The organism is Massilia antarctica (genome assembly GCF_015689335.1).
GTDB classification, from domain to species: Bacteria; Pseudomonadota; Gammaproteobacteria; order Burkholderiales; family Burkholderiaceae_D; genus Telluria_A; species Telluria_A antarctica.
Window position 1 is genome coordinate 4,190,854 of record NZ_CP065053.1, and the last position, 26,900, is coordinate 4,217,753.

Genomic DNA, 26,900 nt, shown 5'->3' on the forward strand with positions numbered 1-26,900 from the left:
ATGGATAATCACGACCAACTGGCCCGCTGGCTGTGCGCCCAGCCGCTCGGGGAGCGCATCGCCATCGATGGCGAATCGGTCTGGCTGCGGCCGGGCGAGGGCGGCGCCGAACTGACGGCCTGCCTGTGGCCCGATCCCAGCGGCGCGCAGGTGCTGGCGGCACTGCGCCACGGTTTCGCCAGCGCGGCCCACTTCGACGCCGGCCTGAGCCAGTCCGACGACGGCCTGCTACTGAGCTGCTGGCTGCCGTCCTGCGGCGGCTGGAGCGCCGCCGCGCCGGCGTTGGAGCAGTTGCTCGACCAGCTGGCAGCCTGGCGCGCCGCGCTGGCGCCGCCACGCGACAGGCCGCGCCCGCCGGCCGGCGGCGCCGCGCGCCACGAACAGCGCATGCGCCAGCTGCTCGGCGGAGCACGGCCATGATGGGGCTCAGGCCGCACTTGGCGGGTGTCGCCCGCGCCGTGCTGCTGGGCGCCTGCCTGGCGCAGGCGGCGCCGGCCGCCGCCGTGGCGCCCGCCAGCTGGAACGAGACCGGCTTTGCCGTCGACGCCAAGGGACTGCGCCTGTCGCGCGTGCTGCAGCAGTTCGGCGCCGCCTACGGGGTCCAGGTCGACAGCCGCGTGGCCGACGCGGTGCTGGCGCCGACCCGCATCAAGGCCGCCACGGGCAGCGAATTTCTCGACCGCCTGGCCGCCGCTGCCGGTTTCCGCTGGTTCGTCTACAACGAGACCGTGTACGTGGTGCCGCGCGGCGAACAGATCGCGGTGCGGCTGCAGGTCGGCGAGGACGCCGTGCAGGACGCCAAGGCCGCCTTGAGCGGCGTGGGCCTGTTCGATGCGCGCTTCGGCTGGGGTGAACTGCCCGACGAGGGCGTGATCATCGTCAGCGGCCCGCGCATCTACGTCGACCTGGTGCGCTCGCTGCTGCTGCCGGACCACAAGCCGGAAGACGCGCCGGCCAGCGGCCGGCAAGTGATGGTGTTCCGCCTCAAGTACGCCAGCGCCGCCGACCGCACCATCACCACCCGTGGCCAGAAAGAGCTGGTGCCGGGCATGAAGAGCATCCTCGGGCGGCTGCTCGACAGCGAGCCGGCGCAGCCGGCGGGCGCGCCGCCGGGCAAGGAGTTCGACGTCGGCAGCGACAAGCATTCGCGCCGCGCGCCGGTCGGCAAGGGTGGCGCGCGCGAGCTCGGCGAGCAGGCCGCCGCGCCGCCCGCGGAGCAGCGCGGCGCCAGGGCGGCCGGTGCCACTCGCGGCGAACGGGTGCGCATCGATGCCGATCCATCGCTCAACGCCATCATCATCTACGACGATGTCGCCAGGCGCGCCACTTACCAGGCCCTGATCGCGCAGCTCGACGTGGAGCCGCGCCAGGTCGAGATCGAGGCGCTGATCGTCGACATCGACCGCAGCAAGTTGAGCGAACTGGGCGTGGAGTGGGGCGTCAGGAGCGGCGCCACCAGCGCCACCATCAATGCCGGCGGCGCCGAATCGCAGGGCATCGACTTGCCCTTGCCCGGCTCCACCTTGCTGATCAATAACGCCGCCCGCTTCTATGCGCGCCTGAAGGCGATGGAGGGTAGCGGCGACGCCCGCGTGCTGGCCAAGCCGACCGTGCTCACGCTCGACAATGTGGCGGCGGTGCTGGACCTGAGCCAGACTGCCTACGTGCCGCTGGTCGGCGAGCGGGTGGCCGATCTGGCCGATATCACCGTCGGCACCATGCTGCGGGTGGTGCCGCGCATCGTGCAGGAGGGGGCGCTGATGCGGGTGCGGCTGGAAATCGATATCGAGGATGGCGCGATGGACAAGAGCACCACCCGCAACAGCGTAACCCGGTCGAGCATCAGCAGCCAGGCCATCGTCGACGCCCAGCAGACCCTGATGATCGGCGGCTACCACGCCGAATCGGTGGCGCGCCAGAGCCAGAAAGTGCCCTTGCTGGGCGATATGCCGCTGATCGGCGGCCTGTTCCGCAGTTCCAGCGAAACGCACAGCACGCGCGAGCGCCTGTTCCTGATCACGCCGCGCATCATGAGCAGCGCCGGCATGGTCGCGGCCGAGCTGTCGAAGGCGAACAAGGCGGCGCGCCGCCTGGCGGCGGCCGAACAGCGGCAGCAGGCGTATGCCGGCGAGGCGGCGCCACCGGCTGTGGCAGCGGCTTTACCGCTGGCGCCGGGCGCAGCGCCAGCGGTGGCGTCGCCGCTGCTGCGCCGTACTGCGCTGGCCGATGCCATGTGGCCGACCAGGGCGCGCTCCGTGCTGTGCAGACGGCAGTTGCCGCCGTGGCGCTGAGCGGCGCCATGGCGCGACTGGGCTGCCTGCTGCTGGCGGCCCTGGGCATGCCGGCACAGTCGGCGCTGTTCAAGTATCTCGATCCGGTCACGCGCGTGGCCAGCTACACCAATTACCGTCCATCCCAGCCCGGCGCGCGCGAACTCGTGCCGCGGCTGGACGCGCCGGCTCGCCGCGGCGCTCCCGGCGCCAGGGCGCCCGCCTTCGCCGCGGCGAGCGTGCCGCGGCCGGAACCGGGACCGGGACCGGGACCGGGACCGGCCAATTTTCCGCGCATCGACGCCACGCGCCAGCGCGAACTCGACGCCGGGCGCAGGTACATCATCGGCACCGAGCTGCAAGCGGCCGAAGCGGAACTGGCGCGCCTGCTGGCCGGCGCCGCCGCGCCCGAGCACATCGGGCGGCGCCGTGGCGACGTGGCCGCGCTGCGGCGCGAACTGGAACGCCTTCCTTAGGCCCGCCCGCCATCGCCCATCAGGCTGGCGGCGTGTATTCGAGCCGGTAACCCTGGCTGTACGAGGTGCGGATGATCACGCCCCGCTCCACCCCGAACTGCAGCTTCTTGCGCAGCTTGTAGACATGCTGTTCGATCGTGCGGCCCGCCACCTCGCTGTCGGCACTCCAGATCGACGCCCCGATGGTGCCGCGCGAGATGAACACGCCCGGCGACGAAAAGAACAGCCAGGCCATGGTGAATTCGCGCGGCGTCAATTCCACTGTCTCGCCGTCATAGGCGGCGCTGGCCGCCTCGCGGTCCAGGGTAAATTTCCCCAATGCGATGGTGCGGCGCACGCTGTTCGGACGATGGCGCCGGATCACCGCGCGTATCCGCGCGATCGCCTCGACCGCCTCGAAATGGGCGCCGATGAAGTCATCGGCGCCGGCGTTGAGCGCCAGCGCCGCCATCTCCGGCGTGCCCTGCGAGAGGGCGATGACCGGCGTGCTGTTGCCGGTGCGGCAGTTGAGCCAGGAGACGAAATCCTCGCTGTCGTCGCGGTGATTGCCGATGTCGATCAGCAGCAGCGTGAAGCCGCGCCGGCTCAGCATGCGCGACAGGCTGTTCTCCGATGCGAAACGCTCGCAGCCAAAACCGGACTGCTGCAGCAATGTCTGCAGCCTGGCGAACAGACCGTCGCTACGCACGTAGCAGCCGATGCTCTCAGAATTATTCAGCATGCTGTTGGTCCCCGGAAATAGTCTTGATGAAGTGGTAAATGTTGCGACCGCTGTTGTATCAGCAAATCGCATCGCGCGGCAAGGAATTTTTTGCTTGGAGCCAATAACCACGGCGTTTCTGCGACATTGGCGAAGAATATTTGGAGAAAAATGGAACCGCTTCGATTCTGGCGACACTCATCGTCACTGGAGGCGCGGAAAGTGAGCGCCACGTTGGCGAGGCCGGTTATTTTTTTCGGGTTCATTTCTACATCTGACGCTTCTCATTCATGCCGCATATGCTCAAGTTCCTGTTATTTTTTTCGCGGCCTGTCCTGCTGATGTTGCTGGGCGCATGCCTGCCGCTGGCGTCCGCCGCCGCCCCGGCCCTGGCGCTGGCCGCAGTCGCGCAGCCGTTGCTGTTGCCCGCTTACGGCTCCTGGATCGACGGCGCCGATTGCGTGGACGAGCCGGCGGGCGTGGTGGCCGCCGCGCCGGTGCCGGCCGCAGCGCAGCCAGTGCAGCCAGCGCAGCCAGTGCAACCAGTGCAGCCAGCGCCGCCGCAGGCCTGGCAGCTCAAGGCCGCCGACCAGACCCTCAAGACGGCGCTGATGCGCTGGGCCGCCAGCGAAGGCTGGCAGCTGGTGTGGGAAGCGCCGGTCGACTACGCCGTCGAACGCGACACCATGGTCGGCGGCAGCCTGGAACAGGCGATCGAAGCGGTCGCGCGCAGCATGGCCGGCGCCGACACGCCGCTGCAGGCGATTTTCTACAAGGGCAACCGGGTCATTCGCATCGTCGCCAGAGGAGGGCAACCATGAAAGCCGGATCGATGACCGCGCTGGCATTGTGTGCCAGCTTGGCGGCGTGCTCGGATATCGCGCAGCGCGACCCGCGCACCTTCGGCGACCCGGGCGACAAGATCGCGCAGCTGTCGCGCCAGGTCGGCACGGCCAGGCCGCTCGCGGCGCCCGTCGTGCTGCACGCCGACGGCATCTGGCTCGGCCACAAGACGGTCAAGCTGGCCAGCGCGCCGGCCTTGCCGCCGGTATTTGGCGAGCCGGCCAGTTTCGATCGCACCGTTGCGTCGCTGGCGGAACTGGCCGAGCGCATCACCATGCGTTCGGGCATTCCGACCAAGGTCAGTCCCGGTGCGCTGGCCGTGGCCGGCGGCGCACTGGCGCCGGCCGCCGCCGCAGCCGCCGCCGCAGGAGCGGCGGGCGCCGGCACGGTCGCGCCGATCGTGCCGCCGCTGAACCCGGCGCCGCCGAAAAGCGCCGTGCCCAGGGCCGAGCCGGTGCACATCGCCTACCGCAACGGCAACTTCCAGAACTTCCTCGACACGGTGGCCGCGCGCTACGGCGTCTACTGGAAATACGCCAGCGGCACCATCCTGTTCTTCCATACCGAAGCGCGTTCGTTCCAGATCAACGCGCTGCCGGGCGACGCCACCTTCAGCGCCACCGTCAGCAGCGGCGCCGCGTCCAGCGGCGGCGTGTCCGGCGGCAGCGGTGGTGGCGGCGGCGGCAGCAATGGCGTGAGCGCCAGCAACAACCAGAATACGGCCGTCAGTTCGCAGCTGTCGGTCTACTCGAACCTGCAAAAATCGATCGGCGCCATGCTCTCGCCTTACGGCCAGGTGGTCGCGTCGCCCGCCACCGGCAGCATCACCGTGGTCGACACGCCCGACGCCATGGAACGCATCGCCGCCTTTATCGACAGCGAAAACCAGGCCATGGCGCGCCAGATCGCGATCAACGTGACGGTGCTGTCGGTGACCTTGAGCGACGCCGACGAGTACGGCATCAACTGGAACCTGGTGTACAGCAATCTGCTCAACACTTACGGCATCCGCAACACCATCGCCGGCGCGCCCGGCGGCGGCGCGGCGGCGTTTTCGGCCGGCGTGCTCGCTTCGTCGAACGGCAAGTTCGCCGGCAGCTCGCTGATGATCCAGGCGCTGTCGCAGCAGGGCAAGGTGCGGCGCCAGACCAGTGCCAGCGTGGTGACCTTGAATAACCAGCCGGTGCCGGTGCAGGTGGCCAAGCAGACCAGCTACCTGAAGTCGTCCGACACCACCACCTCGCCGCTGGCCGGTTCGACCACCTCGCTCACGCCTGGTGTGGTCACCTCGGGCTTTAACATGAGCATCCTGCCGCATCTGCTGGACGACGGCACGGTGATGCTGCAATTTTCGACCGACATCTCGGCCCTGCGCCAGATCCGCCGCGTCACCAGCGGCAGCGGCAGCAGCGGCAGCAGCATCGAATCGCCCGAGCTCGACACCCGCAACTTCCTGCAGCGGGTCGCGATGAAGTCGAACGAGACCTTGATCATCAGCGGCTTCGAGCAGACCGACGACGACCTCGACCGCCAGGGCGTCGGCCATCCGGCCAACTTCGTGCTGGGCGGCGCGCTGGCGCGCAAGGCCAGCAAGGAAGTGATCGTGATCCTGGTGACCCCGACCACCATGGCCGGCGGCTGAGGCGGGCGCGATGAGCAATCCCATCATCGAGTTGGGGCGCCACAAGTTCATCTGCGGCCTGTTCTGGCAGTCGCTGTCGCGTCCGCGCGAATTGGCGCGCGAGGCGGCCGACCTGGCGCGCAAGATCGATTGCGACCTGGTGGTGCTGCGGCGCGAGTATTCCACTGCGCAGGCCGGCTTCGCGCACAGCGGTTCCGGTGCGCGCCAGACCGTGTATTCGCTGGCGGCGGCGGTGGCGAGCCGGCTGGCACGCGACGGCGCCCACTACGACGGCGAAAACCAGCCGGTGCACAACTGGCTGGCGGCATTCCGCCTGGCGGACGGCAACTGGGCTTACTTCGCGGTGCGCGACGCCAACTTTTTGCCCAACGGCGACTTCGCCGGCAGCCGCGAGGAAGTCTTCGAACGCCTGCACGGCGATTATGGCCTGGGTGGCTGGAACCTGGTTATCGGCGACGCCGAGCTGGAACACTACGGCTTCCACAATTTCCGCGAGCGCAGCATCGAGGACGTGCTGGGCGAACCGGCCGGCGGGCGCATCAAGGTCAGCAAGGCCTGGATGCTGCGCCCGACCGCCGCGCGCCTGTCGCCGCGCATGCTGGCGGCCGCTGCCGCCGTGTGCGCCTTGCTGGTGCTCGGCGCCGGCCTTGGCTGGCGCCAGTACCAGCTGCGCCAGCAGGCGCAGCGCATGGCCGCCGTGGCTGAGATGGCGCGCCAGGCCGGATTGCCGCGTCCCAGGGCGGCGCTGGCGCCGGCGCCGCATCCGTGGATCCACAGCGCCGCCCCGGTCAAGGTGGCGCGCGCCTGCGTGGCCGGGCTCGCGCAGCTCACACCCGGCGGCTGGGCCCTGGCCGAATACAGCTGCGGCGCACCCGAACAGCGCTTCACCTGGGCGCGCCAGGAATCGACCGTCGATCTGCTGCTGGCGCAAGTGCCGCAAGCCCAGGTCGATATCGGCGGCGACACCGCCACCCTGGCGCTGCCGTTCGCGCCCGGCGCCGGCGCCGACGATGTGCTGCTGCCGCGCCAGCAACTGGTGGCGGGCATCCAGTCGCGCCTGCAGTTGATGAACCTGGGCCTGCACCTGGCCTTGACGCCGCCGCCGCCGCCCGCGGGCAATGCCGAGGGAACCATGGCGCCCGACTGGTACACCTATACGTATGCGATCGGGCCGGTCGGCGTCTCGCCGCTGGAAGTGGCCGCGATCCTCGACATGCCGGGCATCCGGCTCGAGCGATTGCGCTACCGCGCCGGAATCTGGTCTTTGGAAGGAGTCATTTATGCGAAATAAACTGTGCCTGCTGTTCCTGTTGGCGGCGGCCGCTGGCCGTGCCGGCGCCGGCCCCGCCACCGTGGCCGTCCCTGCCGGCGCGCGCGCTGCCGCGGGCGCGCCGGCGCCGGCCACCGTCAACGCGTCCGACACCTTGACCCGGATCGAATCCGAGACCCTGGTGCTCAAGGCGCGCGAGCGCCAGCTGGCGGTGCGGGCGGCCATCGCGCAGCGCCAGAACGAGATCGCCGGGCGCCAGGACGAGGGCGCGCGCCTGGGCGGTGCGGCGAGCGCGGCCAGCCCGGTGGTGCAGTCGCTCGAAGGCATCGGCCAGCACCAGTGTGCGACCTTGCTGTTCGACAGCGGCGCCGTGGTTGAGGTGCGCGCCGGCGATGTGCTGGCCGGCGGCATGCGCGTGCTGAGCATCGAATCGAACGGCGTGATTGTCGAAACGGCCAGGAAGAAGCGCCTGCGCCTGCATCTCGCGGACAGCGCGGCGGCGCCGTTCAATCCGGTGGCGGCGCCACGTCCGGCGCTCGCCCTGCCACCGCTGTTCCCCGGCGCCAAAGGGGGCGAGCGTTGATTCCCTTCGCCAGCGTGCGCGGCGCGGCCCCGGCCCCGGCCAAGGCCCAGGCAGCGGTGGCGCGCGGCGCCGGCGCGCCCCAGGTGCTGAGCCGTTCCGGCGCCTTCGAAGGCAGCGCCGAGGAACGCAAGCTGCTGTGCCTGCTGTCCGACGGCCGCCTGCTGATCGCCCAGGGCCAGGAATCCAATCCGCATGTGCTGTCCTACCGCGCGCGGCTGCAGAAGATGGCGCGCGAGTGCACGGTCAGCGTGGTCGATATCGAGACCATCGCCGCCCTGTACAACAATGGCGCGGGGGAGCAGGGCGGACGGCGCCACGAGCACTCCATGATGCAGGTGACGGCCAAGGAGCTGCTCAACCGCGCCTGCCGCGAACGCGCCTCGGACATCCACATCCGGGTGCGCCGCTGCAGCACCGAAACCTATTTTCGGATTCATAACGACCTGGTGCGGATTGGCAGCCAGACTTCCGAATACGGCGAGCGCCTGCTGGCCACCCTGTACGGCGCGATGACCTCGGTGTCCGACAGTTCGTACAAGCCGACCGAGCGCCAGGATGCCAGCATCGCCGACCGCGACAAGCTGCCGCCGCAGCTGTACGGCGTGCGCATCGCCACCGCGCCCACCAGCGAGGGCACCTTGATGGTGCTGCGGCTGCTGTACAACGACGCCGGCGACACCATCGACCTGCGTCCGCTCGGTTTTAGCGAGCCGCATGCCGAGCAGATGCAGCGGCTCAAGGAACAGCCGACCGGCATGAACATCATCAGCGGCCCGACCGGCTCGGGCAAGTCGACCACCCTGCAGCGGGTACTGAGCGGCGCCATCCAGGAGGCCGGGCACAAGCTGCACGTGCTGACCGTGGAAGACCCGGTCGAGTATCCGATCGACGGCGCGGTGCAGACCTCGGTGACCAACGCCGGCACCGAGGAAGAGCGCTCGCGCCTGTTTTCGGCGGCGATCAGCAACGCCATGCGGCTCGACCCGGACACCATCATGATCGGCGAAATGCGCGACAAGGCCTCGGCCCAGAGCGCGCTGCGGGCCTCGATGACCGGGCACCAGGTGTGGACCACGGTGCACGCCAACAGCGCCATGGCGATCGTCGACCGCCTGCTCGACCTGGGCCTGCCATTGAGCATGGTGGCCGACCATCTGGTGGTGACCGGCTTGATCAGCCAGCGCCTGGTCAAGCTGCTGTGCCCCGCTTGCAAGGTGACCTTGGGCGAGGCGCCCGAGGCGCTGGCCGCGCCGCTGCTGGCGCGGGTGCGCCAGGCCACCGGCGCCGCGTTCGAGCGGGTGTGCGTGGCCGGGCCGGGTTGCCCGGCCTGCCGCGAGCAGGGCACGGCGGGGCGCACCGTGGTGGCCGAGGTGATCACGCCGGACGCACGCTTTTTCGATTTCATCCGCAGCGGCGCCAAGGGCCAGGCGCTGGATTACTGGCGCCGCGAGCTGGGCGGCCAGACCTTGCTCGAACACGCGCTGCAAAAGGTCGCGGCCGGCCTGGTCGATCCGCGCATGGCCGAGAAAGTGGTGGGCCACCTGGCCTTCGATGCGCCGCGCGCCGAGCGCCATCTGAACGTGGTGGAGGCGCTCCATGCAGGTTGACTTGCAGCGCTGGTGGGCGCGCACCCAGTTCGGCGCGGCCGTGCGCCTGCGCGTGTACCGCAAGATCGCGGCCATGCTGGGCAACGGCGTGCCGCTGCTGAAAATTCTCGATGAGCTGTGGGAGCGCGCCGCCAGCGAGGGACGCAAACCGAACGAGCCGCTGGCCATCGTGCTGGCCGATTGCCGGCGCACGGTGCAGAACGGGCGCTTTCTCGGCGATGGCCTGGAATGGTGGGTCCCGAGCACCGAACGCATGATCATCCTGGCCGGCGAGCAGTCCGGGCGGCTGGAAGTGACCTTGCAGGTGCTGGCCGGGGTGGTCAAGTCGCAGAAGGAAATCCAGCGCGTGGTCATCGGCGGCCTGTCCTACCCGCTGGCGATCCTGGCCATGGTGCTCGCTTACCTGTATGTGTTCGGGGTGACGGTGGTGCCGCAGTTCGCGCGCATGGTCGACCCGGAGAAGTGGCGCGGCTCGGCGCGCTCGCTGTACCTGATGTCTCAGCTGGTGCAGCAATGGATGCTGCCGATCGTCGGCGCCATGCTGCTGGTGCTGGTGGCGGTCGGGCTGTCGATGCCGCGCTGGCGCGGCAACGTGCGCGTGGTGCTGGACCGTTACGCGCCGTATTCGATTTACCGGCTGCAGGTCGGGAGCGGCTTCCTGATGGCGTTTTCGGCCTTGCAGTTCGCCGGCATCACGGTCGAAAAATCGCTGCAGCGCCTGTCCGGCCAGGCCCCGCCATGGCTGCGCGAACGGCTCGACGGCGCGCTGCTGGGGGTCAAGTCCGGCCTCAATTGCGGCGAGGCCCTGCGCAACGCCGGTTACGGTTTTCCCTCGCCCGAAGTGGTCGACGACCTGTGCGTGTATGCCGAATACAAGGGCTTTGCCGACGCGCTCAAGATCCTGGCCGACGAATGGCTGGCCGATGGCGTGGAGACCGTGAGTGCCCAGATGAAGGTGCTCAACGGCTTTGCGGTGATCGCGCTGGCACTGGTGATCGCCTGGCTGGTGACCGGCTTTTTCGGCATTCAGCAGGAAATCGCCAGCATGACGCGCAGCATGCGCTGACCCCGATTCCCTCTTTTTTTAACCGTAGTTTTTTATTTGCTTATCGACTGGAGAACACCATGAAACCGATCCATTACCCACGCCGCCAAAACGGCGCCTCCCTGCTGGAAGCCATCGCCTACCTCGGGATTGCCGCCATCGTCATCCTGGGCGCGGTCTCGCTGCTGACCGGCGCCTTCAGCAGCGCCCAATCGAACCAGGCCTGCGAGGAAGTGACCGCCATCCGCACCGCCGTGCGCAAGCTGTACATGGGCCAGGGCTACGGCAGCGCCGCGCTGAACCAGACGCTCAAGACTGCCGGCGCCTTTCCCGGCACCCTGGCGGTGACCTCCACCGGCACCGCCACCAACGTCTGGGGCGGCAATGTGGTCGTCACCGGCACCGGCGGCAGCTTCACCATCGCCTATCCGGGCTTGCCGCAGGACGTATGCCTGGCCACCCTGGTCGGGGCCAGCGGCTGGCAGTCGATCGCCGCGCCGGGCTCGGCGTCGATCACGACATTCCCGATCACGCCGGCCGCAGCCGCCACCGCCTGCAGCGTGAGCGCCGCCGGAGGCAATGCGCTGACCTTCACCTCCAATTGAACCATCACCCATCGACCATCGTATGCTTGATGTCACCGCAGTGCGCCAACTGGTGTTTTCCGACCTGTACCTGGGCCACCCGACCCTGGAGGACCGCTTCTGCGACGTCCCCGGCGCCCCCGCCAATCCGCTGTGCGCCAGCGCCGCGCTGCGCGACGACCTGGACCTGCTGATCGGGGTCTGCAAGGCGGCGCTGGCGGGGCCGCGCGCGCCGGCCCGCTGCCGGGTGGCGCACGATGGCGTCGATTACCACATGACGACCATGGTGACCGCGGGCGGGCAGGTATTCGTGCTGCGCAAGCTGGCCGGCACGATCCGTTCGCTGGCCGAACTGGGCATCCCGAACGCGTTCATCCCGGCGCTGCTGGGACGCGGCCTGTCCGGCCTGTTCCTGGTCGCCGGCGCCGCCAAATCGGGCAAGACCAGCACCGCCTGCGCCATCGTCAAGGAGCGCCTGGCGGCGCACGGCGGCGTGGCCCTCACCGGCGAGTCGCTGATCGAACTGCCGCTCGAAGGCAGTTATGGCGACGGCGTCTGCTACCAGACCGGCACCGGCGCCGACGCCAGCGTCGCCGAGGCGCTGCGGCGCGTGCTGGGGAGCGGCGCGCACATCATCCTGCTCGACGAGATCCGCGACCAGGAGTCCGCCGTGGCCGCGCTGCGCGCCAGCATCGACGGCTACCTGTTGATCAGTACCATGCGCGCCGACAGCGCCACCCAGGCGATCGGCAAGCTCGAGTCGCTGGCGGCGGAGCGCCTCGGCGCGGTCCACGCGCGCGCCTTGATGGCCGACGGCCTGGCCGGGGTGCTGCACCAGCAGCTTGGCGCGAGCGCCAAAATCACGCTCAGGACCGACATGCTGATGTTGAAAGAGGCGCCGTCGGCGCGCAGCCATCTGCGCAGCGGCCAGTACGATCTGCTGGCGGCCATCGCCAGGCAGCAGATGGCCGTCCTGATCGCCGCCAGCGCGGCCATTCCCATGGCGCAGCGCTAAGCCATGTTCAACGCCATGATCGTCGCCGTGCTGCTGGCGCTGACCACCTGGTACTGCGCCGGGCAGGGCGACGCCGGCGCGCTGGCCAGCCGCACCGCGCAGCGCGGCCAGGCCAGCGCGATGGCGGCTTACCGGCAGGCGGTGGTGGCCTATTTTACCGCCCACCCGGACCAGTATCAGGCGGCGCCGATGGCCCAGCCGGACCAGGGCGGTTTCGCCAACTACCGCCTGGCCGACGGCACGGTCCTGGTCTATGCGCTGGCGCCGCGGCCCGGCCTGACGGGCGAGCTGCTGGCGCTTTCGCAGCGCTCGCGGATGGTGGGCCGCTTCAGCGACGGCTTTTTCCGGCCGGCGCTCTCCGGCGCGCCGAGCACCATCGCCACGCCGGCGCTGGAGATCCCGAACGGCGGCCCGGTATGGCTGGCCGCGGCCAACTGAGGACAGCACCATGCACCATAAACAGCACGGCATCGCCATGATCGAAATTCTCGGCGCACTGATGATCGCCGCGATGCTGGTGGCGGGCCTGGCGTCGATGATCGACACCGGCCTCGAAGACGCCAAGGCGCAGCGCAGCGCGCAATACCAGTCGGCGATGGCGGCCGCGGCAAGCACCTACCTGGCCGACCAGTATGGCGCGCTGGCGCTGCCGGCCAAGGTCGGGCAAACCGTGGCGATCACGCCGGCCATGCTGCGCGCGGCCGGCATGCTGCCGCCCGGGATGGCCGCCGCCAATCCCTACGGCCAGAGCGCCTGCCTGCTGGTGCGTGCGCGCGTCAAATCGGCGCTGGCGCCAAGCACCATCGTGCTCGATGCGCTGGTGGTCGGCGAAGGCGCGCCGATCCCGGACCGGGTGCTGGCCTTTGCCGCCGCCAGCGCCGGCGCCGGCTTTATCAGCAGCCGCGACCCGGCACGGGCGCAGAGCGCGGCCGGTGCCTGGTCGCTCGGTCCCGCCACCACGCCCACCCTGGCCAGCTTTGTCGGCACCAATTGCAGCGGTACGGCGGCCGGCGCCGGCAGCCTGGTCTCGGCCCTGTTTTTCGACGGCGCCGGCCAGGCGGCCGATTTCCTGTACCGTAACCGGGTGCCGGGCATGCCCGAGCTGAACCAGATGAACGCGCCGATCGGCATGGGCGCGGCGGCGGTCGTGACGGCCGACGATCCGTGCAGCGGCGCCGCCATCGCCATCGATGGCGCGCGCAACCTGATGCACTGCAGCGGCGATAACCACTGGCGCCAGGTGGCCAGCACGTCGTCCTGGAAGGAACCGGTGGCCGGATATGCCGACCTGGCGCTGCAGGCGGACAGCAAGGATGGCGACGTGCGGCTGGTGACCTCGCTGGCCCTGGCCTTCAGTTACAAGGAGGCCAGCGGCGCATGGCGGCCGCTGGCGGCCGACCAGAACGGCAACCTGGACATCGGGGGCAGCTTGACGGCCGGCGCCGACGTCAAGGCCGGGCGCGACCTGAGCGCCGGCAGGAACGGCGAGATCAAGGGTGACCTGGAGGTGTATGACCACGTGCACGCGTACACGCTGGTGGCCGATGATTACATCTGGGCGGCGACTTATTCGATCGGCAGCCATTATGTGCCGGGGGCGGGATGCAACAAGTGGCTGGCCGGCGCCAATCCGCCGGTACGCGTCAATATCATCGGCACCATCGTGCTCGATTCGGCCTCGCCGCCGCTGCCGCTGATCTGCACCGGCACCACGCCGGACAACGCGGTGTGGAAGTACATCAACGGCTCGCTGTCCCGGTGAAGGCGCTGCGCTATCCGGCGTGGGCGCTGGCCCTGGCGCTGCTTGGCGGACGCGCCGACGCCTGCTGGCAAGAGGCGGCCGCACGCTACGGCGTCAATGCCAGCCTGCTGTACGCGATCGCGCGCACCGAGTCGGGCCTCGATCCGCTGGCGCGCGGCCGCGCCAACGCCAACGGTTCCTACGACATCGGGCTGATGCAGATCAACAGCGGCTGGCTGCCGGCATTGCGCCGCCATGGCATCGAGGAACGCCAGCTGTACGATGCCTGCACCAGCATCCACGTCGGCGCGTGGATTCTGGCACAAAATATGCGCCGGCTCGGCAATTCATGGGATGCGGTGGGGGCCTACAATGCGGCCGATCCGAAGAAACGGCTCGCTTACGCGCTCAAGGTGTACCGCAACCTGCCGCGCGAGGCGGCGCGGCGCTAGCGCGCGCCGCGGCGGCGCCGGAAGACGTGCGCGCTGGTGCTGCTGAGCAGATAGGTAATGTAGTGCGGGTCTTCGGCCAGGCGCTGCCAGCCACCGCTGTCCATGAAGCGGATGCAGCGCGCGTTGTCCTGCTCGATGCGCACGCGCACCGGGTCGCACTGCGCGAACAGCCAGTCCAGGGTGGGCTTGAGCAGCCAGGCCCAGCGGCCGTGGAATTGCGGCAGCACGGCCAAGTGCAGTTCGTGGCCGTCGAACACGGCGCCGCCGGCGGCGACGCCATCGATTTCATAGCCGACCGACGGGCAGCCGCTGTAATGGGCGATGGCGCGCTCGCGCGTTGCGAGGGCGGTCAGCGCGCTGGGGTAACGCTGCTGTTCAATATCGTACATGAGGCCGAGATCGGCACTGGGGGTCAGGCGCAAGTCGGCCATGGGGACTCCGTGCGGAAAGAAGGGGGAATTGCGCAGGGAAACAAGGCGCGCCACCGCGCGGGCGGTGGCGCGCCGCGGCGCACTTAGAGAATGGCGCTAGCGTCTGTCTTGTGTTCCTGCGGTGGCGGTGGTGGTGGTGGGGTAGGGATCATCGATGCGATGGTGGAAACTGCGGTCAGAACAGGAGCGAGCATAGGCATGGTACTTCCTTTCAATGTGGTCGATTGCAACTCCGGTTGGAGTCTTCATGAGTGGGGCCGGGCGGGCTAAAGTTCCGTGCGCGCACCTGCACGCGCACTGTTTTTTTGGCGCCCCGGCCGCCCCCTACGATACCGACAGCAGCCAGGCGCAAGCCTTGTCCTTGGCGGCCAGGATCGTGTCGAGCAGATCGGTCTCGTCGACCAACTGCTCGATGCCGATGTGGTGCAGGATGATGTAACGTCCTTCGCTGGCGTCCCACAACCATTCGCCGCCGGGATAGCCGGGGCAAGCCAGCGGGGCCGCCGCCGCCGGCACCAGCGCGCGGCGTGGCAGATACACGGACACGCACAGGAAGGGCTGCGGCGCGTCGGCCGCCAGCGACGTCAGCGTGACGATATCGTCGAAGCGCAGCTCCAGTACCGGAGGGCCGCCGGCGCTGTCCTGGCCCGTCAGTTCGACCAGCTCGCGCAGGCAGCGCAGGACAGCAGCGGCCGAGCCACCGAACGCCTCTGGCGGGACATAGTCGTGTTGCTGCATAGTACCTTCTAGGATAAGTGAGCGGTCGGAGCGATGCAGGATGGGTAGCCCAATGCTACCCCTTCCGCAGCGCATCGCCAAGATCAAACGGCGTCGGCATGGAGCGTGTCGCAACGATCCGTTGCCCCTGCCCGATGATACTGATTTTTCCGCGCCGGTTTCTGTGGTCGAAAGAAATGTGGCGCTCCGCCGGGTGGCTTGATGTTGCTTGGTGACAGGTTTGCATGACCGCTGGCGAGAGTCCGGCACCGGGCCAGGGGGGATTGCTTGAGAATGCTGCGTATTGACGCCCTGCGAACCGCGAACGCGACAGGGCCGGAAATGGGCGCCGCCTGCTGGCGGCGCCGGGATTACTGCTGTTCGTTGACCTGCTTGGCCATGGTGCTGAAAATTTGCAGCTTGGACAGGGCCTGGCCCTGCGCCGCCGCCCAGCGGATCAGGTCGGCGTCGCCGGCGGGAGCGGCGGGCCACTCGGCCTGGTTGGGCCCGGCCGGCGCCGATAACTGCTGCGCGCGGTTGTTCAGATACGTCATTGCTGCCTCCTGTATTTACCGCGGATCGGAAATGCCGAAGGCCGCAACCAAGCGCGGCCTTCGGCCTTGCTTAGATGGCGTTCACCGCGGCGGTGTTGCCCTTCTTCTGGATCGCCGCCTCCATCTCGGCCTTCGTCAGTTCCATGTTGGCCCGTTGCCCGTCCTTAATCATTGCCAGGGACTGCGAGGTATCCGAAGCTGAAGAAGTATATGGGCGTTGGTATGGCTGGATATGATTGTTCATCGTATTTTCCTTTAAAATTGATTGAGTTCGCCGCCGCGGCCATCCACAGCCTCGGCGGTCCAACATGAGTAGTCGCGCGGCGTGCATCGGTTCCGTCGCCGCCGCATTTTTTTCGTCGCCGCGCCGCGCTGAGCTTTGTTGAGGAATCGACGGCGCGGGCCAAGTATGATTTGAACTGCATGCGCCACAGGGCAAGAGGCAGGCGCCGCTGGGGCGCCATTCTTTGGGATACATATGAGCGATGAATTTTTGGCGGAACGCGACTTGCTGTCCGAGCTGATTGCACTGGTCAACCAGGGCGAAGTGTTCTCCGACATCCACATCGAGCAGGATGCGCGCATCATGATCAAGACACCGCGCGGCTGGAACGCGGCGGGCGAGCAGGGCGTGACCCTGGCGGAAATGACGCCGCTGCTGGCCGCCATCGACGAGGATTGGGAAGACAAGATCCTCACTGCCGCCATCGACCGCTCCTTCGTGCTGACCAATTGCCGGCTGCGCTGCAACCTGTACCGCATGTCGGGCGGGCGCGCGATCGGCATCGCGATCCGGCGCCTGCCGATGGAGCCGATCACGATCGAGAAGACCGGGCTGCCGGCCTATGTGCGCACCATGCTGGAAGCGACCAAGGGCGTCATCCTGGTCACCGGCCCGACCGGGTCCGGCAAGACCACCACCATGGCCGCGCTGCTCGACCATATCAACCGTACCCGCAGCGCCCACATCGTGACGATCGAGGAACCGATCGAGTACTACCTGCAGCGCGACCAGTCGATCATTTCGCAAAAGGAGGTGCCAACCGACACGGCCAGCTTTTCGAGCGGCCTGCGCGAAGCGATGCGGCAAAAGCCGGACGTGCTGATGGTCGGCGAGATCCGCGACTTTGACACCGCCGACACCGTGCTGCACGCGGGCGAATCTGGCCATCTGGTGCTGGCCACCATGCACACCAACAGCGCGCTGGGCGCGATCAGCAAGCTGCTGGGCTATTTTCCGGCCGAGCAGCAGGCGCAGCGCGCCGCCGCGCTGGCCAACTCGCTGGTCGGCGTGATTTACCAGAACCTGCTGCCGAGCGAGGATGGCCGCAGCTTCGTGCTGGCCAGCGAGATGATCTTCAACCACAATCAGCAGGTGGCGCCGCTGATCAGCGATCCGTCCAAGATGCACCTGATCGCCGATTTCCTCAAGCGCAAGGAAGATAATATGTCGCGCAGCCTGAACGACGTGCTGGCTCAGCTGGTTGGCAAGAAAATGATCGGCGCCAAGGATGCGATGCGTTCGGCCTACAACCGGCTGGAGTTGCATGAAATGCTGAGCAACAAGCGCTAGCCCGACGATTTCATCGGTCAAGATTGGCGGTCGCGCCGCGGGCATTCCGGCGTGAAGGGGGGATTTTTGCGGAAAACAGATGCAGGAAAGCCGCCAAAGCGCCGCCGCACACGCCTGAGCCAGCGCAAAGGCCGGGCAGGGGTGCTCGCTACAATGCGCCATGTCCATCCCTCACGACCTCGGATACCGCTCGCTGTTCGCCCACCCGGAACTGGTGCGCGAACTGATCACGGGTTTTACTTCCTTCAAGCTGCTCGATGAGGTTGCGCTGTCGGCATTCGAGCGGATCAACCCGGCGTATGTCAGCGAGCGCTTGTCGGCCCGTCAGGATGACATCGTCTGGCGCGTGCAGCTGGGCGACGCGTTTCTTTACGTGTACATTCTGCTGGAATGCCAGTCCGGCGTTGACCGCTGGATGGCCTTGCGCATGCAGACCTATATCGGCTTGCTGTACCAGGACCTGGTCAAGGGCCACGCATTGTCGCCGGGCTTGCTGTTGCCGCCGGTGCTGCCGCTGGTGTTCTACAACGGCTCGCCGCACTGGAGCGCCAGCATGGAGCTGGCCGGACTCGTCATGGAAGCGCCCGCCGAGCTGGCAAGGTTCCAGCCATCCCAGCGCTACATGCTGATCGACCAGCAGCGCCTCGACAGGACGGCGCTGGAAGCGAATGCCAGCTTGCTGGCGCTGCTGTTCCGGCTTGAACTTTCACTCATCCCCGATGTCTTAACAAACGTCCTGCCGGCGCTGGCGACATGGTTCAAGGGAAGCCATCAGGCCAACCTGCGGCGCTCGGTTCAGGTGTGGGTAAACGGTTTGCTGGCGCGTGCAACCGGCAAACGGGAATTGTTCACGTTTGACAGTGTTGAGGAGGATGCTGACATGGGAGCAAAACTTGCAACTTGGGCCGAACAGTTGGAGGAAATCGGCTTTCAAAAGGGCAGCGCCGAAGGCATGGCGAAAGGCAAGGCGGAAGGCATGGCGAAAGGCGTGACGAAAGGCAAGGCAGAAGGCAAAGCGGAAGGCAAAGCGGAAGGCAAGGCGGAAGGCAAGGCGGAAGGGCAAGTCATTGCATTCCGCCGGGTACTGGGCAGCCTGTTGTGCAACCGCTTCGGCGAGTTGCCGGCGCTGGCAACGCGGCGCATCGCCCAAGCCACTCAGGCAGAGCTCGAACAATGGTTCGAGCGCAGCCTCGACGCGCCCAGCCTGCAGGCAGTGTTCGACGAGGGCGCGACATCCACGTAGCCCGGATATGTCGTGAGTAGAGGTCGGCGCTCGCGCCGTGAGACCCCTGATGACGGTTTCTCACTCCAGAGCCTGCCGCTGCCGGCCTTTGCTTGTACGTTGACGAGCAATACGCGTGGCGCGCATGTGCTCCCTGCCTCGCGATATCCACGCCGACCCATCCTCATCATTGCGGCGCATTCTCGCTCCGTATCTTGCGAACCTCCTGTCCCCGGCACGTTCACAAGCACGCGCAGGCGTAGTGGCGTCGTCTTGCACAGTCCAGCCACGCTGCAAGACATGGCCAAACCGGCACCCGCTTGACGGGCGGATCGCTTCTCCTGAATTCCCAGCCAGATATCCACTGGCGACATCTCCGGGCTGGCGCGCCCGCCTACACCAGGTCGCGGCCGGCCAGGCAGTATTCGCCGCCGCAACCGCTGGCGCTGGACGGATCGCAAAAGCCGTCGCTGCCGCAGCGGCGCATGCATTCGATGCGGCTGAGCGCACGCACCGGCGTGATGGCGTGTTCGCGCCCGGCGCTGCCGGTGCGCAGCGGCGGCGCTGGGCCGCCAGGCGCCATCGCCAGGTGGCGCATGCGGTCCTCGCCGCCACCAACCACGTTGTCGGCGTTTCTCCCATCGTTTTTCCGGCCGCCACGGCGCTCGCCGGAGATGACGTCGGCGCCAGGCGTGGCTTGCGGCGCCGGCAGCGCCTCCAGCGTTTCCTGCGCCAAGGGCGCTGCGGCGGGCGCCGGCGCGATCACCAGTTCCGGCGCCCCGGCCGCTGCGCACTGCGGCGCCGGCGCCGGCAGGACGGAGTCACGACGCATGCGAGGGCGGCGCTTCGCCGCGGCTTTCCAGCTCGACCTCGCGGCCGGTATCGTTTTGTTCCAGCAGTTCCTGCACCACCGCATACACCTGGGCCACCGATTCGTAGCTGGCCCTGGGCACGTACTGGTCAGCCTGACCGGTGGCGTACAGGGTGCGCGCCAGCCAGACGTGGCGGATCACCGGGATGGCGCGCTCGCGCGCCGTGCGGATCATGGCCTGGGCCACCTCGTCCCTGCCCTTGGCCAGCAGCAGCGGCGCTGGTGTCTGCGCAGGGTCGTAGAACAGCGCCACCGCAAAGTGGGTCGGGTTGACCACCACCGCGTTGGCGCCGGCGGTCCGGGCCGGCGGCGATTCCGCGGCCCACTGCAGCGCCAGTCCCTTGCGCGTGTGCTTGAGCTGCGCGTCCCCTTCGGACTCCTTGTATTCGCGCTTGATCTCTTCCATGTCCATCTTCAGCGAGGCGATGTGGAAGTATTTTTGCAGCGCGAAGTCGATCAGCCCCAGCACCAGGCACACGCCGACCACCGGATGGAGCACCATGCGCAGCAGCGCGATGAAGCCGACATACACATCCTTCGGTTCGCCGTTGGCCATCTGCAGGACCGATGGCAGCTGCTTGCGCACCATACACCAGATCATCAGGCCCAAGGTGCCGGCCTTGATCAGCGCCATCAGCAATTCGCCCAGCTTCTTCTTGGCGAACAGTTGTTTGACGCCGTTGACAGGGTTGACCTTGTCGAGCGTCGGTGTCAGCGATGCGGGCGCGATCAGCACGCCGAACTGGCCCCAGTGGGCGGCAAAGGCCACCACCATGCACACGACGAAGAGCACGGCGAACACGCCGAGCAGCATGTTGCCGGCGGCGGTCAGCATGAGCGGCATGGCGTGCTGGAACGGCTGGCCGATCTGGCGCAGCGCCAGCGCGAACAGGGCGTCGAGCGCCGCGTGCCACTGCGGTTCGGTGGCCAGCGCCAGTTCCGACACGGCGATCAGCATGGCCACCCGCGCCAGGTCGCGGCTCATCGCGATCTGCCCCTTGTCGCGGGCGTCGTCCACCTTCTTGTCGGTGGGTTGGTGGTTTTTTTCGTCGCTCATGGTCTGCCGTAGTCCAGCATCTGTGGAATGAAGTCGAGCATGTGGGCGAAGTCGCCCGCCACGTAATGCGAAAAAATGGGCCAGTACACCAGCAGGATGAACAGCCCGGCCAGGCTCTTGAGCGGGGCCGACATGAACGAGACCTGCAGGTTGCCGGCAAAGATGCCGATGATGGCGAAGCCGAAGTCGATCATCAGCAGCGGGATGATCACCGGACCGCCATACACCGCGATGTGCCAGAAGAATTCGCCGAAACGGCGGATCAGCAGGTCCAGGTGGCCAGGCTCGAACGGCGGCGCCAGGCTCAGCGCCGGCCACAGGCCGTAGCTCTCGATCAGGATGCGCACCAGTGCCAGGAACAGGCCGGCTTCGACCATCATCACCACCGTCGCCTGCAGCAGCATGGCGCCCAGCGCGCTGGCGTCCTGGTCGAGCGAGGCGTTGTTGGACTGGATCTGGATCGGCGAGCGCTGGGCGTCCAGGATCGAGCCGATCGACTGCGCCACCCACACCGGGATCGCCATCAGTACCCCGAGCAGCAGGCCGATGCCGGCTTCCTTGAACGCCAGGGTGGCGGCCACCAGCAGGCCCGGGGTGGCATGCTGCAGCGACAGGAAGGCCGGCACCAGCGCCGGCAGCGCGATGGCGAAGGCCACCGCATTGCGCATCATGCCCTGCAGGGTGCGCGTGCTGAAGCCCGGCAGGATCGCCAGGCACACGGCGCTGCGCGGCACCGTCAGCGCCATGGCAGTCAGGAAGGTTTGCAGGTCGATCAGCAGCGAGGCATCCATGCTAGCGCCCGATGGTGGGGATCAGCACGAAGGCGCGCTCGGCCAGTTGCATGATCTCGGAGCCGAACCAGCGCCCCAGCACGGCGACCGTGAGCGCCACCGACAGCAGCTTGACCACATAGGGCAGGGTCTGGTCCTGCACCTGGGTGACCGCCTGCACCAGCGAGACGAGCACGCCGAACAGGGTGGCGATCAGCAGCGGCGGCGCCGAGATGACGATCGCCAGCCACAGGCCTTGCTGGAAGAATTGGAGTGTGTCGCCCATGGCGCGCCTCGGAAACAGGAGATCAAAGATAGGACATGGCCAGGGCGTTGAGCAGCTTGGCCCAACCGCCGACCATGGCGAACAGCAGCAGCTTGAGCGGAATCGTGATGGTCTGCGGACTGACCTGCTGCATGCCCAGCGCCATCAGCAGGTTCGATACCAGCAGGTCGATGACGACGAAGGGAATATAGATCAGGAAGCCGATCTGGTAGCCGGTCTGCAGTTCCGACACCACGAAGGCCGGCACCAGCACCAGCAGGTCGCTCGATGTGGCGGCTTGCGCCATGTCCTTGGGCCACAGCTTCCTGGCCGATTCCAGGAACAGCTCGCGCGGCTCCGGCTGGCTGAACCGGAGCATGAAGGTGCGCAGCGGTTCGACCGCTTCGCGCGCCTGGGTCAGCAACTGGCCGCCATGGCCCGCGCCTCCGCGCGCCTCGATGGCCAGCGCGCGCTCGCCGATCTGCTGCGCCGTCGGTGCCATGATGAAGATGCTCATCGACAGCGCAATGCCATAGATGGCCAAGGTCGGCGGAACCTGCTGCACGCCGATGGCGTTGCGCAGCACCAGCAGCACCAGTGAAATTTTCAGGAACGAGGTGGTGACGACCACGATCAGCGGGATCAGCGACATCATCCCGAGCAGGATCGCGAACGAGACCACGTCGTACTGGCCGCTCATCATGCCGCGCTCCACTCGGTGATGCGCACGCCCAGGCGGCCGTCGATGTCGACCGCTTCGGCGCGGCCCAGCAGTTGTCCGGCGCAGCGGATGTCCAGCGCGGCCGGATCGGCCCCGGGCAGCAGCAAGGTGCTGCCCACGGCCAGGCTGCGCAGCGCACCCAGGGTGATGGTGAGCTGGCCCAGTTCGATATCCAGGGTGGCGGGCAACTGGTCCAGCGCCGCTTCCCGCTGCGCTTCCTGGTCCGTGTGGCCGGCGGGTTCGTGAGAGGGGTCCATGCGGTTCTCCAAAGCTAAGATGATCAAGGTGCCGGGCGCCTGGTAGCGCACGCTGGCGCGCAGGCTGCCCAGGCTGACGTGGCCCTGGCCGCCGCAATCGAAGGCGCTGCGCTCGGGCAGCAGCACGTCGCCCGGACCCAGGCTGGCCAGCATGGCGTACGGAAGGCGGTGGCGGGCCAGTTGCAAGGGCAGGTGCAAGGTCAGGCCGGCATGGGCGTCGAACGGGGTTTGCAGGCGCAGCCAGCGCGGGCCGGCCAGCAGGCGCAGCCAGTCGGCGGCGCTGGCGCGGGCGTGGGTGGCGACCAGGTGGCCGGCGCCGCGCAAGGTCAGGCGCAAGGTGAGCAGGGGCGTGGCGGCGTGCGCCGTTGTGGCGGGCGCCAGGCGGTCGGCGCCGGCCAGCGGCGTGGCGGCCAGGCGCGCGCACACGGCGCCCTCCAGCCATTCCCAATGCGGTCCGTGCTGGTGCTCGCCCAGGTCGATCCCGGTAAGGGCGCGCAGCAGCCGCGCGCCGCGCGCCAGCTCGATGCGGCCGAAGCTGCCCTGCACGGACAGCGGATCTGGCCAGGCCGGCGCCGGCTCATCGGCGGCCTGCACGGTGAGCACGGCGTCCGGGGCCAGTGCCGGGAGCGCCGCCTGGCAGCCCTGGCCGATCCGCAGCGCCAGCGTGGCCTGCGCGCGGCCGATGCTGGCCACGGCCAGCGGCCGCACGGCGTGCGTGGCCGCAAAGGGGACGATCGGGGAGCTCGGCATGGTCATGAATCCGGGTAGGCCCGCGGCGCCGCGGTGGCGGCGCCCGCATGGCGGATGAGGGCGGGTCGCTACAACACGGCGATCCGCACATCCTTGCGCATACGTTGCTGTAAACGCCGTTCCAGTTCCATTTTGTTTTGACGCAGGTGCTGCTCGAGCGCGCCGCCGCCGGCGCTGAGCAGGAAGTGCACGCCGCCCGCCGTCGCTTGCACCACCACCCCGAGCGACTGGCCGCCAGGGAGCAGCAGCTCGAAGATGCCCTGCTGCTCGTGCAGTCCGAGCAGCGCGGCTTGCACGCCGCCATCCTCGCTGGGTGCGCCGGCCGCGCCGCCGACGCCGGTCGCCCCGGCGGCGCCCGCGCCCGCGCCGGCGTCATCGTCGTTGCCGTGGGGGCGCTCGGGCGCTGGCGCCTGGACGTCACAGCCCGCGGCGCGCGGCCCGGCATCGGCCTGGGCGTTGGCGCAAGGCTCGCGGCGCGGCTCGCCCTGGCGCGCCGCCTGGGTCGCGCGCATCCTGGCCCGCGCCGGGGCCGGCGGGGCGGAGCTCGCTTGCGGCGGCGCTTTGGCGGCCGGGCAGGGAACATAGCGCGGCGGCGCCGGACGGCGTACCGGTGGCGGCCGATCGTCGTTGCCGGCCGTGGCGGGCGCGCCGGTGCGTACCTCAATCGTCATGGCGGCGCTCCATCGCCTTGATGTGCGCGCGCAGGATATCGAGTTTTTCCAGCTGGCGCCGGACCTCGCGCAGATGGCGGTGGGCGACGAAAAAGGCGGCGCCGGCCGCGCGGCTCGCGCCGGCGCTCTCGCGCCATGCCAGCAGGCGCTGGCCGGTGGCGCGCTTCATGCGTTCGTAGCCGCCCTGGGCGGCGCGGAACTGGCGGCTATCGGTTTCCATCGCAAAGAATTGCTGGCGCGCCCGCTGCCAGTGAGCGGCCGCGCTGTGGCGCGCCTCGCGCCATGCCAGCTTGGCCAGGCGCTGCGCGCCGCGCCGCTGGCGCCAGTGCTCGCGCGCCTGGAGCCGCTCGCGTTCGAGCCGCTCCAGGCGCTGCTTGCGCACGCCGAGCAAGCGCTCGATGGTGCGGTCGGGAACGCGCGCTTCGGCCACCTCCACCGGTTCGCGCCGGTGGCCGCGGCGCGGGTTCACGCCGCCAGCGCCGCGAGGCGTTCGAGGGTCTGCGCATACGGGCTCTGGCCGCTGGTGTCCTGGCGCAGAAAGTCGAGCTGGGCCTCGCGCAGCGCCACTGCCTGGTCGGCCAGCGGATCGCCGCCGCTGCGGTACTCGCCCAGCCGGATCAGCAATTCCATTTCCTGGTAGCGCGATTGCAGCGCGCGAAAGCGCAAGGCCGCCTTGCGGTGCGCGCCGTCGGTCACGTTGCCCATCGTGCGGCTGATGCTGGCGAGGATGTCGATGGCGGGGTAGTGGCCCTGTTCCGCCAGTTTTTTACTGAGCAGGATATGGCCGTCCAGCAGCGACTTGGCTTCATCGCCGATCGGATCGGATGCCGATTCGCCGTCGACCAGCACGGTGTACATGGCCGTGATGGCGCCCTCGGCGGTGGCGCCGGCCCGCTCCACCAGGCGCGGTAGCATGGTGTAGACCGACGGCGTGAAGCCGCCGCGCGCCGGCGGCTCGCCCGCGGCCAGGCCGATTTCGCGCTGGGCGCGCGCGAAGCGGGTCAGCGAATCGATCAGCAGCAGCACTTGCTTGCCGCGCGCGCGGAAGCCCTCGGCGATGGCGGTGGCGGTGAACGCGGCGCGCGCGCGCTCCATCGAGGTACGGTCCGAGGTGGCGCAGACGATGATGGTCTTGGCCACCAGTTCGGGGTCCAGCTCGTGCTCGAGGAATTCGTTGAGTTCGCGGCCACGTTCGCCGATCAGGCCGAACACGATGGCGTCGGCCTGGCAGCCGCGCGCCACCGCCGCCATCAAGGTGGTCTTGCCGCAGCCTGGCCCGGCGAACACGCCGACCCGCTGGCCGCGCCCCAAGGTGAGCAAGCCGTCGATGGCGCGCACGCCGGTCGGCAGGGCGCTGGCGATGCGCGGCCGGTCGACCGCGGCGGGCGCCTCGCGCACCACCGGCACCGTTTCGCGCCAGCCGCCCGGGCGCAGGGGCGGTGCGTGCGGGGAACGGAACAGCACCCGGCCGAAGCCGTCCAGCACGCTGCCGAACAGGTGCTCGCCGCTGTCGATGGTGTGCACGCGGCCGAGCGGCTCGATGAGCGTGCTGCGCGAGACGCCCTCCAGCGAACTCAGTCCCGACAGCAAGGTGGCTTGCTCGGAAAAGCCGATCACCTCGGCCAGCATGGGCTGCGCGCCGGGGCTATGCAAATGGCATAGTTCGCCGATCCGCGCCGGCGGCATGTGCGCTTCGATCAAGGTGCCCAGGACTTGCGCCACGCGGCCGAAGCGCTGCAATCCCGGGGCGGGCGGCAGGCCTGCGAGCCAGCTGGGCGCTTGGGCGGCGAGCTGCGCCAGGCGGCGCGCCAGCGCGTCGTCGCGGCTCACCAGATCACCTCGATCTTGCGTTTACCGAAGAAGCTGGCGCGGCCGGGCTGGATCGCCACCAGGCGCACGCCGCGGTAGTCGTCGCCCACGTACAGGCGGGCGCCATCCTGGGTCACCACGCTGGCGTTGGCGCCCGAAATCACCTGGCCGATGCGGAACGGCAACATCGCTTCGGCCGTCACCGCCCTGGCGCTGACCGGGAAGGTGATGTGGTGCTCCTTGATGAAACTGTTGAGGATGCGTTCGAAGCGCGCCGTCTCTTCGTCGTCGAGGTGGGCCTGCATGCTCCAGGCGCGCTCGCCCAGCGCGAGGTCGAAGCGGTTCAGCAGTTCGGCGTCGGCCAGGCGCTTGCGAAACAGCGCGGCCAGGGCCGGCTGGCCGGCGTCCGCTGGCGCCGCTGCCGTCTTGCCGGGCGCGGCCGCGTCCATCCTCACGGCGGGGAGCGCGGCCGGTGGCGCAGTCGCTGGCGCAAGCGGCGCGCGCGTGGTCAGCGCATAGGCGGTGGCGGCCAGCATCGCCGCGACCGTGGCCAGCAGCGCTCCAATCCCGCGCCGGCGCCAGCGGCGGTGCGCCTTTGGTGCTTCCCGCGGCGGCGCTGCCGGCGTGGCGGCGGATTCTTCCGGCGCGGCCTCGCGCGCATCGAAGTGCGGTTCCGGATCGGGCAGCGGCGGTGGCGCCTCCCACGGCGAATCCGGCCAGCAAATGCTCAGCCAGATGTCGCCCACGCGCGCGCAGTCGCCGGCGCGCAGCTCGACCAGTTCGCAAGCGTCGCTACGATCCGCGGCGTGGATGGCGCCGCCGCTGGGCGTGAGCAGCCAGGCATCGCCGTGCGGCGCGAGCAGCGCGTGGTCGGCCTCGATGCCGTGGTCGGCCATGACGACATCGGCCTCGTCGCCGCTGCCGATGTTGATGGCCTGTCCATCGAGCGGCAAGGTGGCGCCCCGGTGAAGGCCGTTGAGGATGCGCAGTTCAAGCATGGTGTG

Annotated in this window: 32 protein-coding genes; 16 read left to right on the forward strand and 16 right to left on the reverse strand. The window is 68.7% G+C overall.

What is annotated here, in order from left to right; translation table 11 throughout:
- Genes IV454_RS18795 through IV454_RS18805 form a run of 3 tightly spaced genes read left to right on the forward strand, consistent with a single transcriptional unit; the run spans window position 1 to window position 2,746 of the window.
- Window positions 1–420: a hypothetical protein gene (locus IV454_RS18795; RefSeq protein ID WP_206087312.1), complete on the forward strand. Its 420-nt coding sequence runs from the start codon at window positions 1–3 to the stop codon at window positions 418–420.
- Window positions 417–2,291 carry a type III secretion system outer membrane ring subunit SctC gene (gene sctC / locus IV454_RS18800; RefSeq protein ID WP_229521701.1) on the forward strand — a complete coding sequence of 625 codons (1,875 nt, stop codon included), beginning with the start codon at window positions 417–419 and terminating at the stop codon, window positions 2,289–2,291. The genes IV454_RS18795 and sctC overlap by 4 nt, the downstream gene beginning before the upstream one ends.
- On the forward strand, window positions 2,261–2,746 hold the full coding sequence (locus IV454_RS18805) for a hypothetical protein (protein WP_206087313.1): 486 nt from the start codon (window positions 2,261–2,263) through the stop codon (window positions 2,744–2,746). The genes sctC and IV454_RS18805 overlap by 31 nt, the downstream gene beginning before the upstream one ends.
- Window positions 2,747–2,765: 19 nt before the next feature.
- Here the strand turns inward: IV454_RS18805 and IV454_RS18810 are convergent, their stop codons facing one another.
- Together IV454_RS18810 and IV454_RS18815 are read right to left on the reverse strand one after the other, a co-directional pair.
- On the reverse strand, window positions 2,766–3,467 hold the full coding sequence (locus tag IV454_RS18810; RefSeq protein ID WP_206087314.1) for a response regulator transcription factor: 702 nt from the start codon (window positions 3,465–3,467) through the stop codon (window positions 2,766–2,768).
- A complete protein-coding gene (locus IV454_RS18815) occupies window positions 3,461–3,712 on the reverse strand; it encodes a hypothetical protein (protein WP_206087315.1) in 252 nt (83 codons plus the stop codon). The genes IV454_RS18810 and IV454_RS18815 overlap by 7 nt, the downstream gene beginning before the upstream one ends.
- A gap of 24 nt (window positions 3,713–3,736) precedes the next feature.
- Between IV454_RS18815 and IV454_RS18820 the strand changes: the two genes are divergently transcribed.
- Genes IV454_RS18820 through IV454_RS18865 form a run of 11 tightly spaced genes read left to right on the forward strand, consistent with a single transcriptional unit; the run spans window position 3,737 to window position 14,228 of the window.
- Window positions 3,737–4,267 (forward strand): toxin co-regulated pilus biosynthesis Q family protein, encoded by a 531-nt coding sequence (locus tag IV454_RS18820; RefSeq protein ID WP_206087316.1) that lies wholly within the window; start codon window positions 3,737–3,739, stop codon window positions 4,265–4,267.
- Window positions 4,264–5,931: a PilN family type IVB pilus formation outer membrane protein gene (gene pilN, locus IV454_RS18825; RefSeq protein ID WP_206087317.1), complete on the forward strand. Its 1,668-nt coding sequence runs from the start codon at window positions 4,264–4,266 to the stop codon at window positions 5,929–5,931. Before IV454_RS18820 ends, pilN begins: the two co-directional genes overlap by 4 nt.
- 10 nt (window positions 5,932–5,941) lie before the next feature.
- Window positions 5,942–7,222, forward strand: a complete 1,281-nt coding sequence (gene pilO2 / locus IV454_RS18830) for a type 4b pilus protein PilO2 (RefSeq protein ID WP_206087318.1) — start codon at window positions 5,942–5,944, stop codon at window positions 7,220–7,222.
- On the forward strand, window positions 7,212–7,784 hold the full coding sequence (gene pilP, locus IV454_RS18835) for a type IV pilus biogenesis protein PilP (protein ID WP_206087319.1): 573 nt from the start codon (window positions 7,212–7,214) through the stop codon (window positions 7,782–7,784). Before pilO2 ends, pilP begins: the two co-directional genes overlap by 11 nt.
- Window positions 7,785–7,840: 56 nt before the next feature.
- Entirely contained in the window at window positions 7,841–9,391 is a 1,551-nt protein-coding gene (locus IV454_RS18840; protein ID WP_229522338.1) for a GspE/PulE family protein, read from the forward strand.
- Window positions 9,381–10,457, forward strand: a complete 1,077-nt coding sequence (locus IV454_RS18845) for a type II secretion system F family protein (protein WP_206087321.1) — start codon at window positions 9,381–9,383, stop codon at window positions 10,455–10,457. Before IV454_RS18840 ends, IV454_RS18845 begins: the two co-directional genes overlap by 11 nt.
- Before the next feature lie 59 nt (window positions 10,458–10,516).
- Window positions 10,517–11,041, forward strand: coding sequence for a type 4 pilus major pilin (locus IV454_RS18850; protein WP_206087322.1), 525 nt, complete (start codon window positions 10,517–10,519; stop codon window positions 11,039–11,041).
- Between the two features lie 22 nt (window positions 11,042–11,063).
- Entirely contained in the window at window positions 11,064–12,035 is a 972-nt protein-coding gene (locus IV454_RS18855) for an ATPase, T2SS/T4P/T4SS family (RefSeq protein WP_206087323.1), read from the forward strand.
- Between the two features lie 3 nt (window positions 12,036–12,038).
- On the forward strand, window positions 12,039–12,473 hold the full coding sequence (gene pilM, locus IV454_RS18860) for a type IV pilus biogenesis protein PilM (RefSeq protein WP_206087324.1): 435 nt from the start codon (window positions 12,039–12,041) through the stop codon (window positions 12,471–12,473).
- A gap of 10 nt (window positions 12,474–12,483) precedes the next feature.
- A complete protein-coding gene (pilV, locus tag IV454_RS32900) occupies window positions 12,484–13,797 on the forward strand; it encodes a shufflon system plasmid conjugative transfer pilus tip adhesin PilV (protein WP_229521703.1) in 1,314 nt (437 codons plus the stop codon).
- Window positions 13,764–14,228 (forward strand): lytic transglycosylase domain-containing protein, encoded by a 465-nt coding sequence (locus IV454_RS18865; RefSeq protein WP_229521705.1) that lies wholly within the window; start codon window positions 13,764–13,766, stop codon window positions 14,226–14,228. The genes pilV and IV454_RS18865 overlap by 34 nt, the downstream gene beginning before the upstream one ends.
- Here IV454_RS18865 and IV454_RS18870 read toward each other — a convergent pair.
- From IV454_RS18870 to IV454_RS18885, 4 genes are all read right to left on the reverse strand, one after another.
- Entirely contained in the window at window positions 14,225–14,659 is a 435-nt protein-coding gene (locus tag IV454_RS18870; RefSeq protein WP_229521707.1) for an N-acetyltransferase, read from the reverse strand. The two genes, IV454_RS18865 and IV454_RS18870, sit on opposite strands and share 4 nt — an antisense overlap.
- 324 nt (window positions 14,660–14,983) lie before the next feature.
- Window positions 14,984–15,397: a hypothetical protein gene (locus IV454_RS18875; RefSeq protein WP_206087326.1), complete on the reverse strand. Its 414-nt coding sequence runs from the start codon at window positions 15,395–15,397 to the stop codon at window positions 14,984–14,986.
- Between the two features lie 350 nt (window positions 15,398–15,747).
- Entirely contained in the window at window positions 15,748–15,930 is a 183-nt protein-coding gene (locus tag IV454_RS18880; protein ID WP_206087327.1) for a hypothetical protein, read from the reverse strand.
- A gap of 70 nt (window positions 15,931–16,000) precedes the next feature.
- Window positions 16,001–16,174 (reverse strand): hypothetical protein, encoded by a 174-nt coding sequence (locus tag IV454_RS18885; protein WP_206087328.1) that lies wholly within the window; start codon window positions 16,172–16,174, stop codon window positions 16,001–16,003.
- 234 nt (window positions 16,175–16,408) lie between these two features.
- Here IV454_RS18885 and IV454_RS18890 point away from each other — a divergent pair, with 234 nt between their 5' ends.
- Both IV454_RS18890 and IV454_RS18895 read left to right on the forward strand, forming a co-directional pair.
- Window positions 16,409–17,503 (forward strand): type IV pilus twitching motility protein PilT, encoded by a 1,095-nt coding sequence (locus IV454_RS18890; RefSeq protein ID WP_206087329.1) that lies wholly within the window; start codon window positions 16,409–16,411, stop codon window positions 17,501–17,503.
- A gap of 160 nt (window positions 17,504–17,663) precedes the next feature.
- The gene (locus IV454_RS18895) at window positions 17,664–18,746 is read left to right on the forward strand and encodes an Rpn family recombination-promoting nuclease/putative transposase (RefSeq protein ID WP_206087330.1); all 1,083 of its coding nucleotides are present in this window, start codon (window positions 17,664–17,666) and stop codon (window positions 18,744–18,746) included.
- 373 nt (window positions 18,747–19,119) lie between these two features.
- Here the strand turns inward: IV454_RS18895 and IV454_RS18900 are convergent, their stop codons facing one another.
- The 10 genes from IV454_RS18900 to IV454_RS18945 all read right to left on the reverse strand — a co-directional run bounded on the left by IV454_RS18900 (window position 19,120) and on the right by IV454_RS18945 (window position 26,894).
- A complete protein-coding gene (locus IV454_RS18900; protein WP_206087331.1) occupies window positions 19,120–19,557 on the reverse strand; it encodes a hypothetical protein in 438 nt (145 codons plus the stop codon).
- Window positions 19,547–20,653, reverse strand: coding sequence for a type III secretion system export apparatus subunit SctU (gene sctU, locus IV454_RS18905; protein WP_206087332.1), 1,107 nt, complete (start codon window positions 20,651–20,653; stop codon window positions 19,547–19,549). The genes IV454_RS18900 and sctU overlap by 11 nt, the downstream gene beginning before the upstream one ends.
- Window positions 20,650–21,444, reverse strand: a complete 795-nt coding sequence (gene sctT / locus IV454_RS18910) for a type III secretion system export apparatus subunit SctT (RefSeq protein WP_206087333.1) — start codon at window positions 21,442–21,444, stop codon at window positions 20,650–20,652. The genes sctU and sctT overlap by 4 nt, the downstream gene beginning before the upstream one ends.
- 1 nt (window position 21,445) lies before the next feature.
- Window positions 21,446–21,709: a type III secretion system export apparatus subunit SctS gene (gene sctS / locus IV454_RS18915; protein ID WP_206087334.1), complete on the reverse strand. Its 264-nt coding sequence runs from the start codon at window positions 21,707–21,709 to the stop codon at window positions 21,446–21,448.
- Between the two features lie 22 nt (window positions 21,710–21,731).
- Window positions 21,732–22,391, reverse strand: a complete 660-nt coding sequence (gene sctR / locus IV454_RS18920; RefSeq protein ID WP_206087335.1) for a type III secretion system export apparatus subunit SctR — start codon at window positions 22,389–22,391, stop codon at window positions 21,732–21,734.
- On the reverse strand, window positions 22,388–23,416 hold the full coding sequence (sctQ, locus tag IV454_RS18925) for a type III secretion system cytoplasmic ring protein SctQ (RefSeq protein WP_206087336.1): 1,029 nt from the start codon (window positions 23,414–23,416) through the stop codon (window positions 22,388–22,390). Before sctQ ends, sctR begins: the two co-directional genes overlap by 4 nt.
- 68 nt (window positions 23,417–23,484) lie before the next feature.
- Window positions 23,485–24,087 (reverse strand): hypothetical protein, encoded by a 603-nt coding sequence (locus IV454_RS18930; protein WP_206087337.1) that lies wholly within the window; start codon window positions 24,085–24,087, stop codon window positions 23,485–23,487.
- Window positions 24,077–24,556: a hypothetical protein gene (locus tag IV454_RS18935; protein ID WP_206087338.1), complete on the reverse strand. Its 480-nt coding sequence runs from the start codon at window positions 24,554–24,556 to the stop codon at window positions 24,077–24,079. Before IV454_RS18935 ends, IV454_RS18930 begins: the two co-directional genes overlap by 11 nt.
- Window positions 24,553–25,920 carry a FliI/YscN family ATPase gene (locus IV454_RS18940; RefSeq protein WP_206092734.1) on the reverse strand — a complete coding sequence of 456 codons (1,368 nt, stop codon included), beginning with the start codon at window positions 25,918–25,920 and terminating at the stop codon, window positions 24,553–24,555. Before IV454_RS18940 ends, IV454_RS18935 begins: the two co-directional genes overlap by 4 nt.
- On the reverse strand, window positions 25,914–26,894 hold the full coding sequence (locus tag IV454_RS18945) for an FHA domain-containing protein (protein ID WP_206087339.1): 981 nt from the start codon (window positions 26,892–26,894) through the stop codon (window positions 25,914–25,916). Before IV454_RS18945 ends, IV454_RS18940 begins: the two co-directional genes overlap by 7 nt.
- Between the last annotated feature and the right edge of the window lie 6 nt (window positions 26,895–26,900).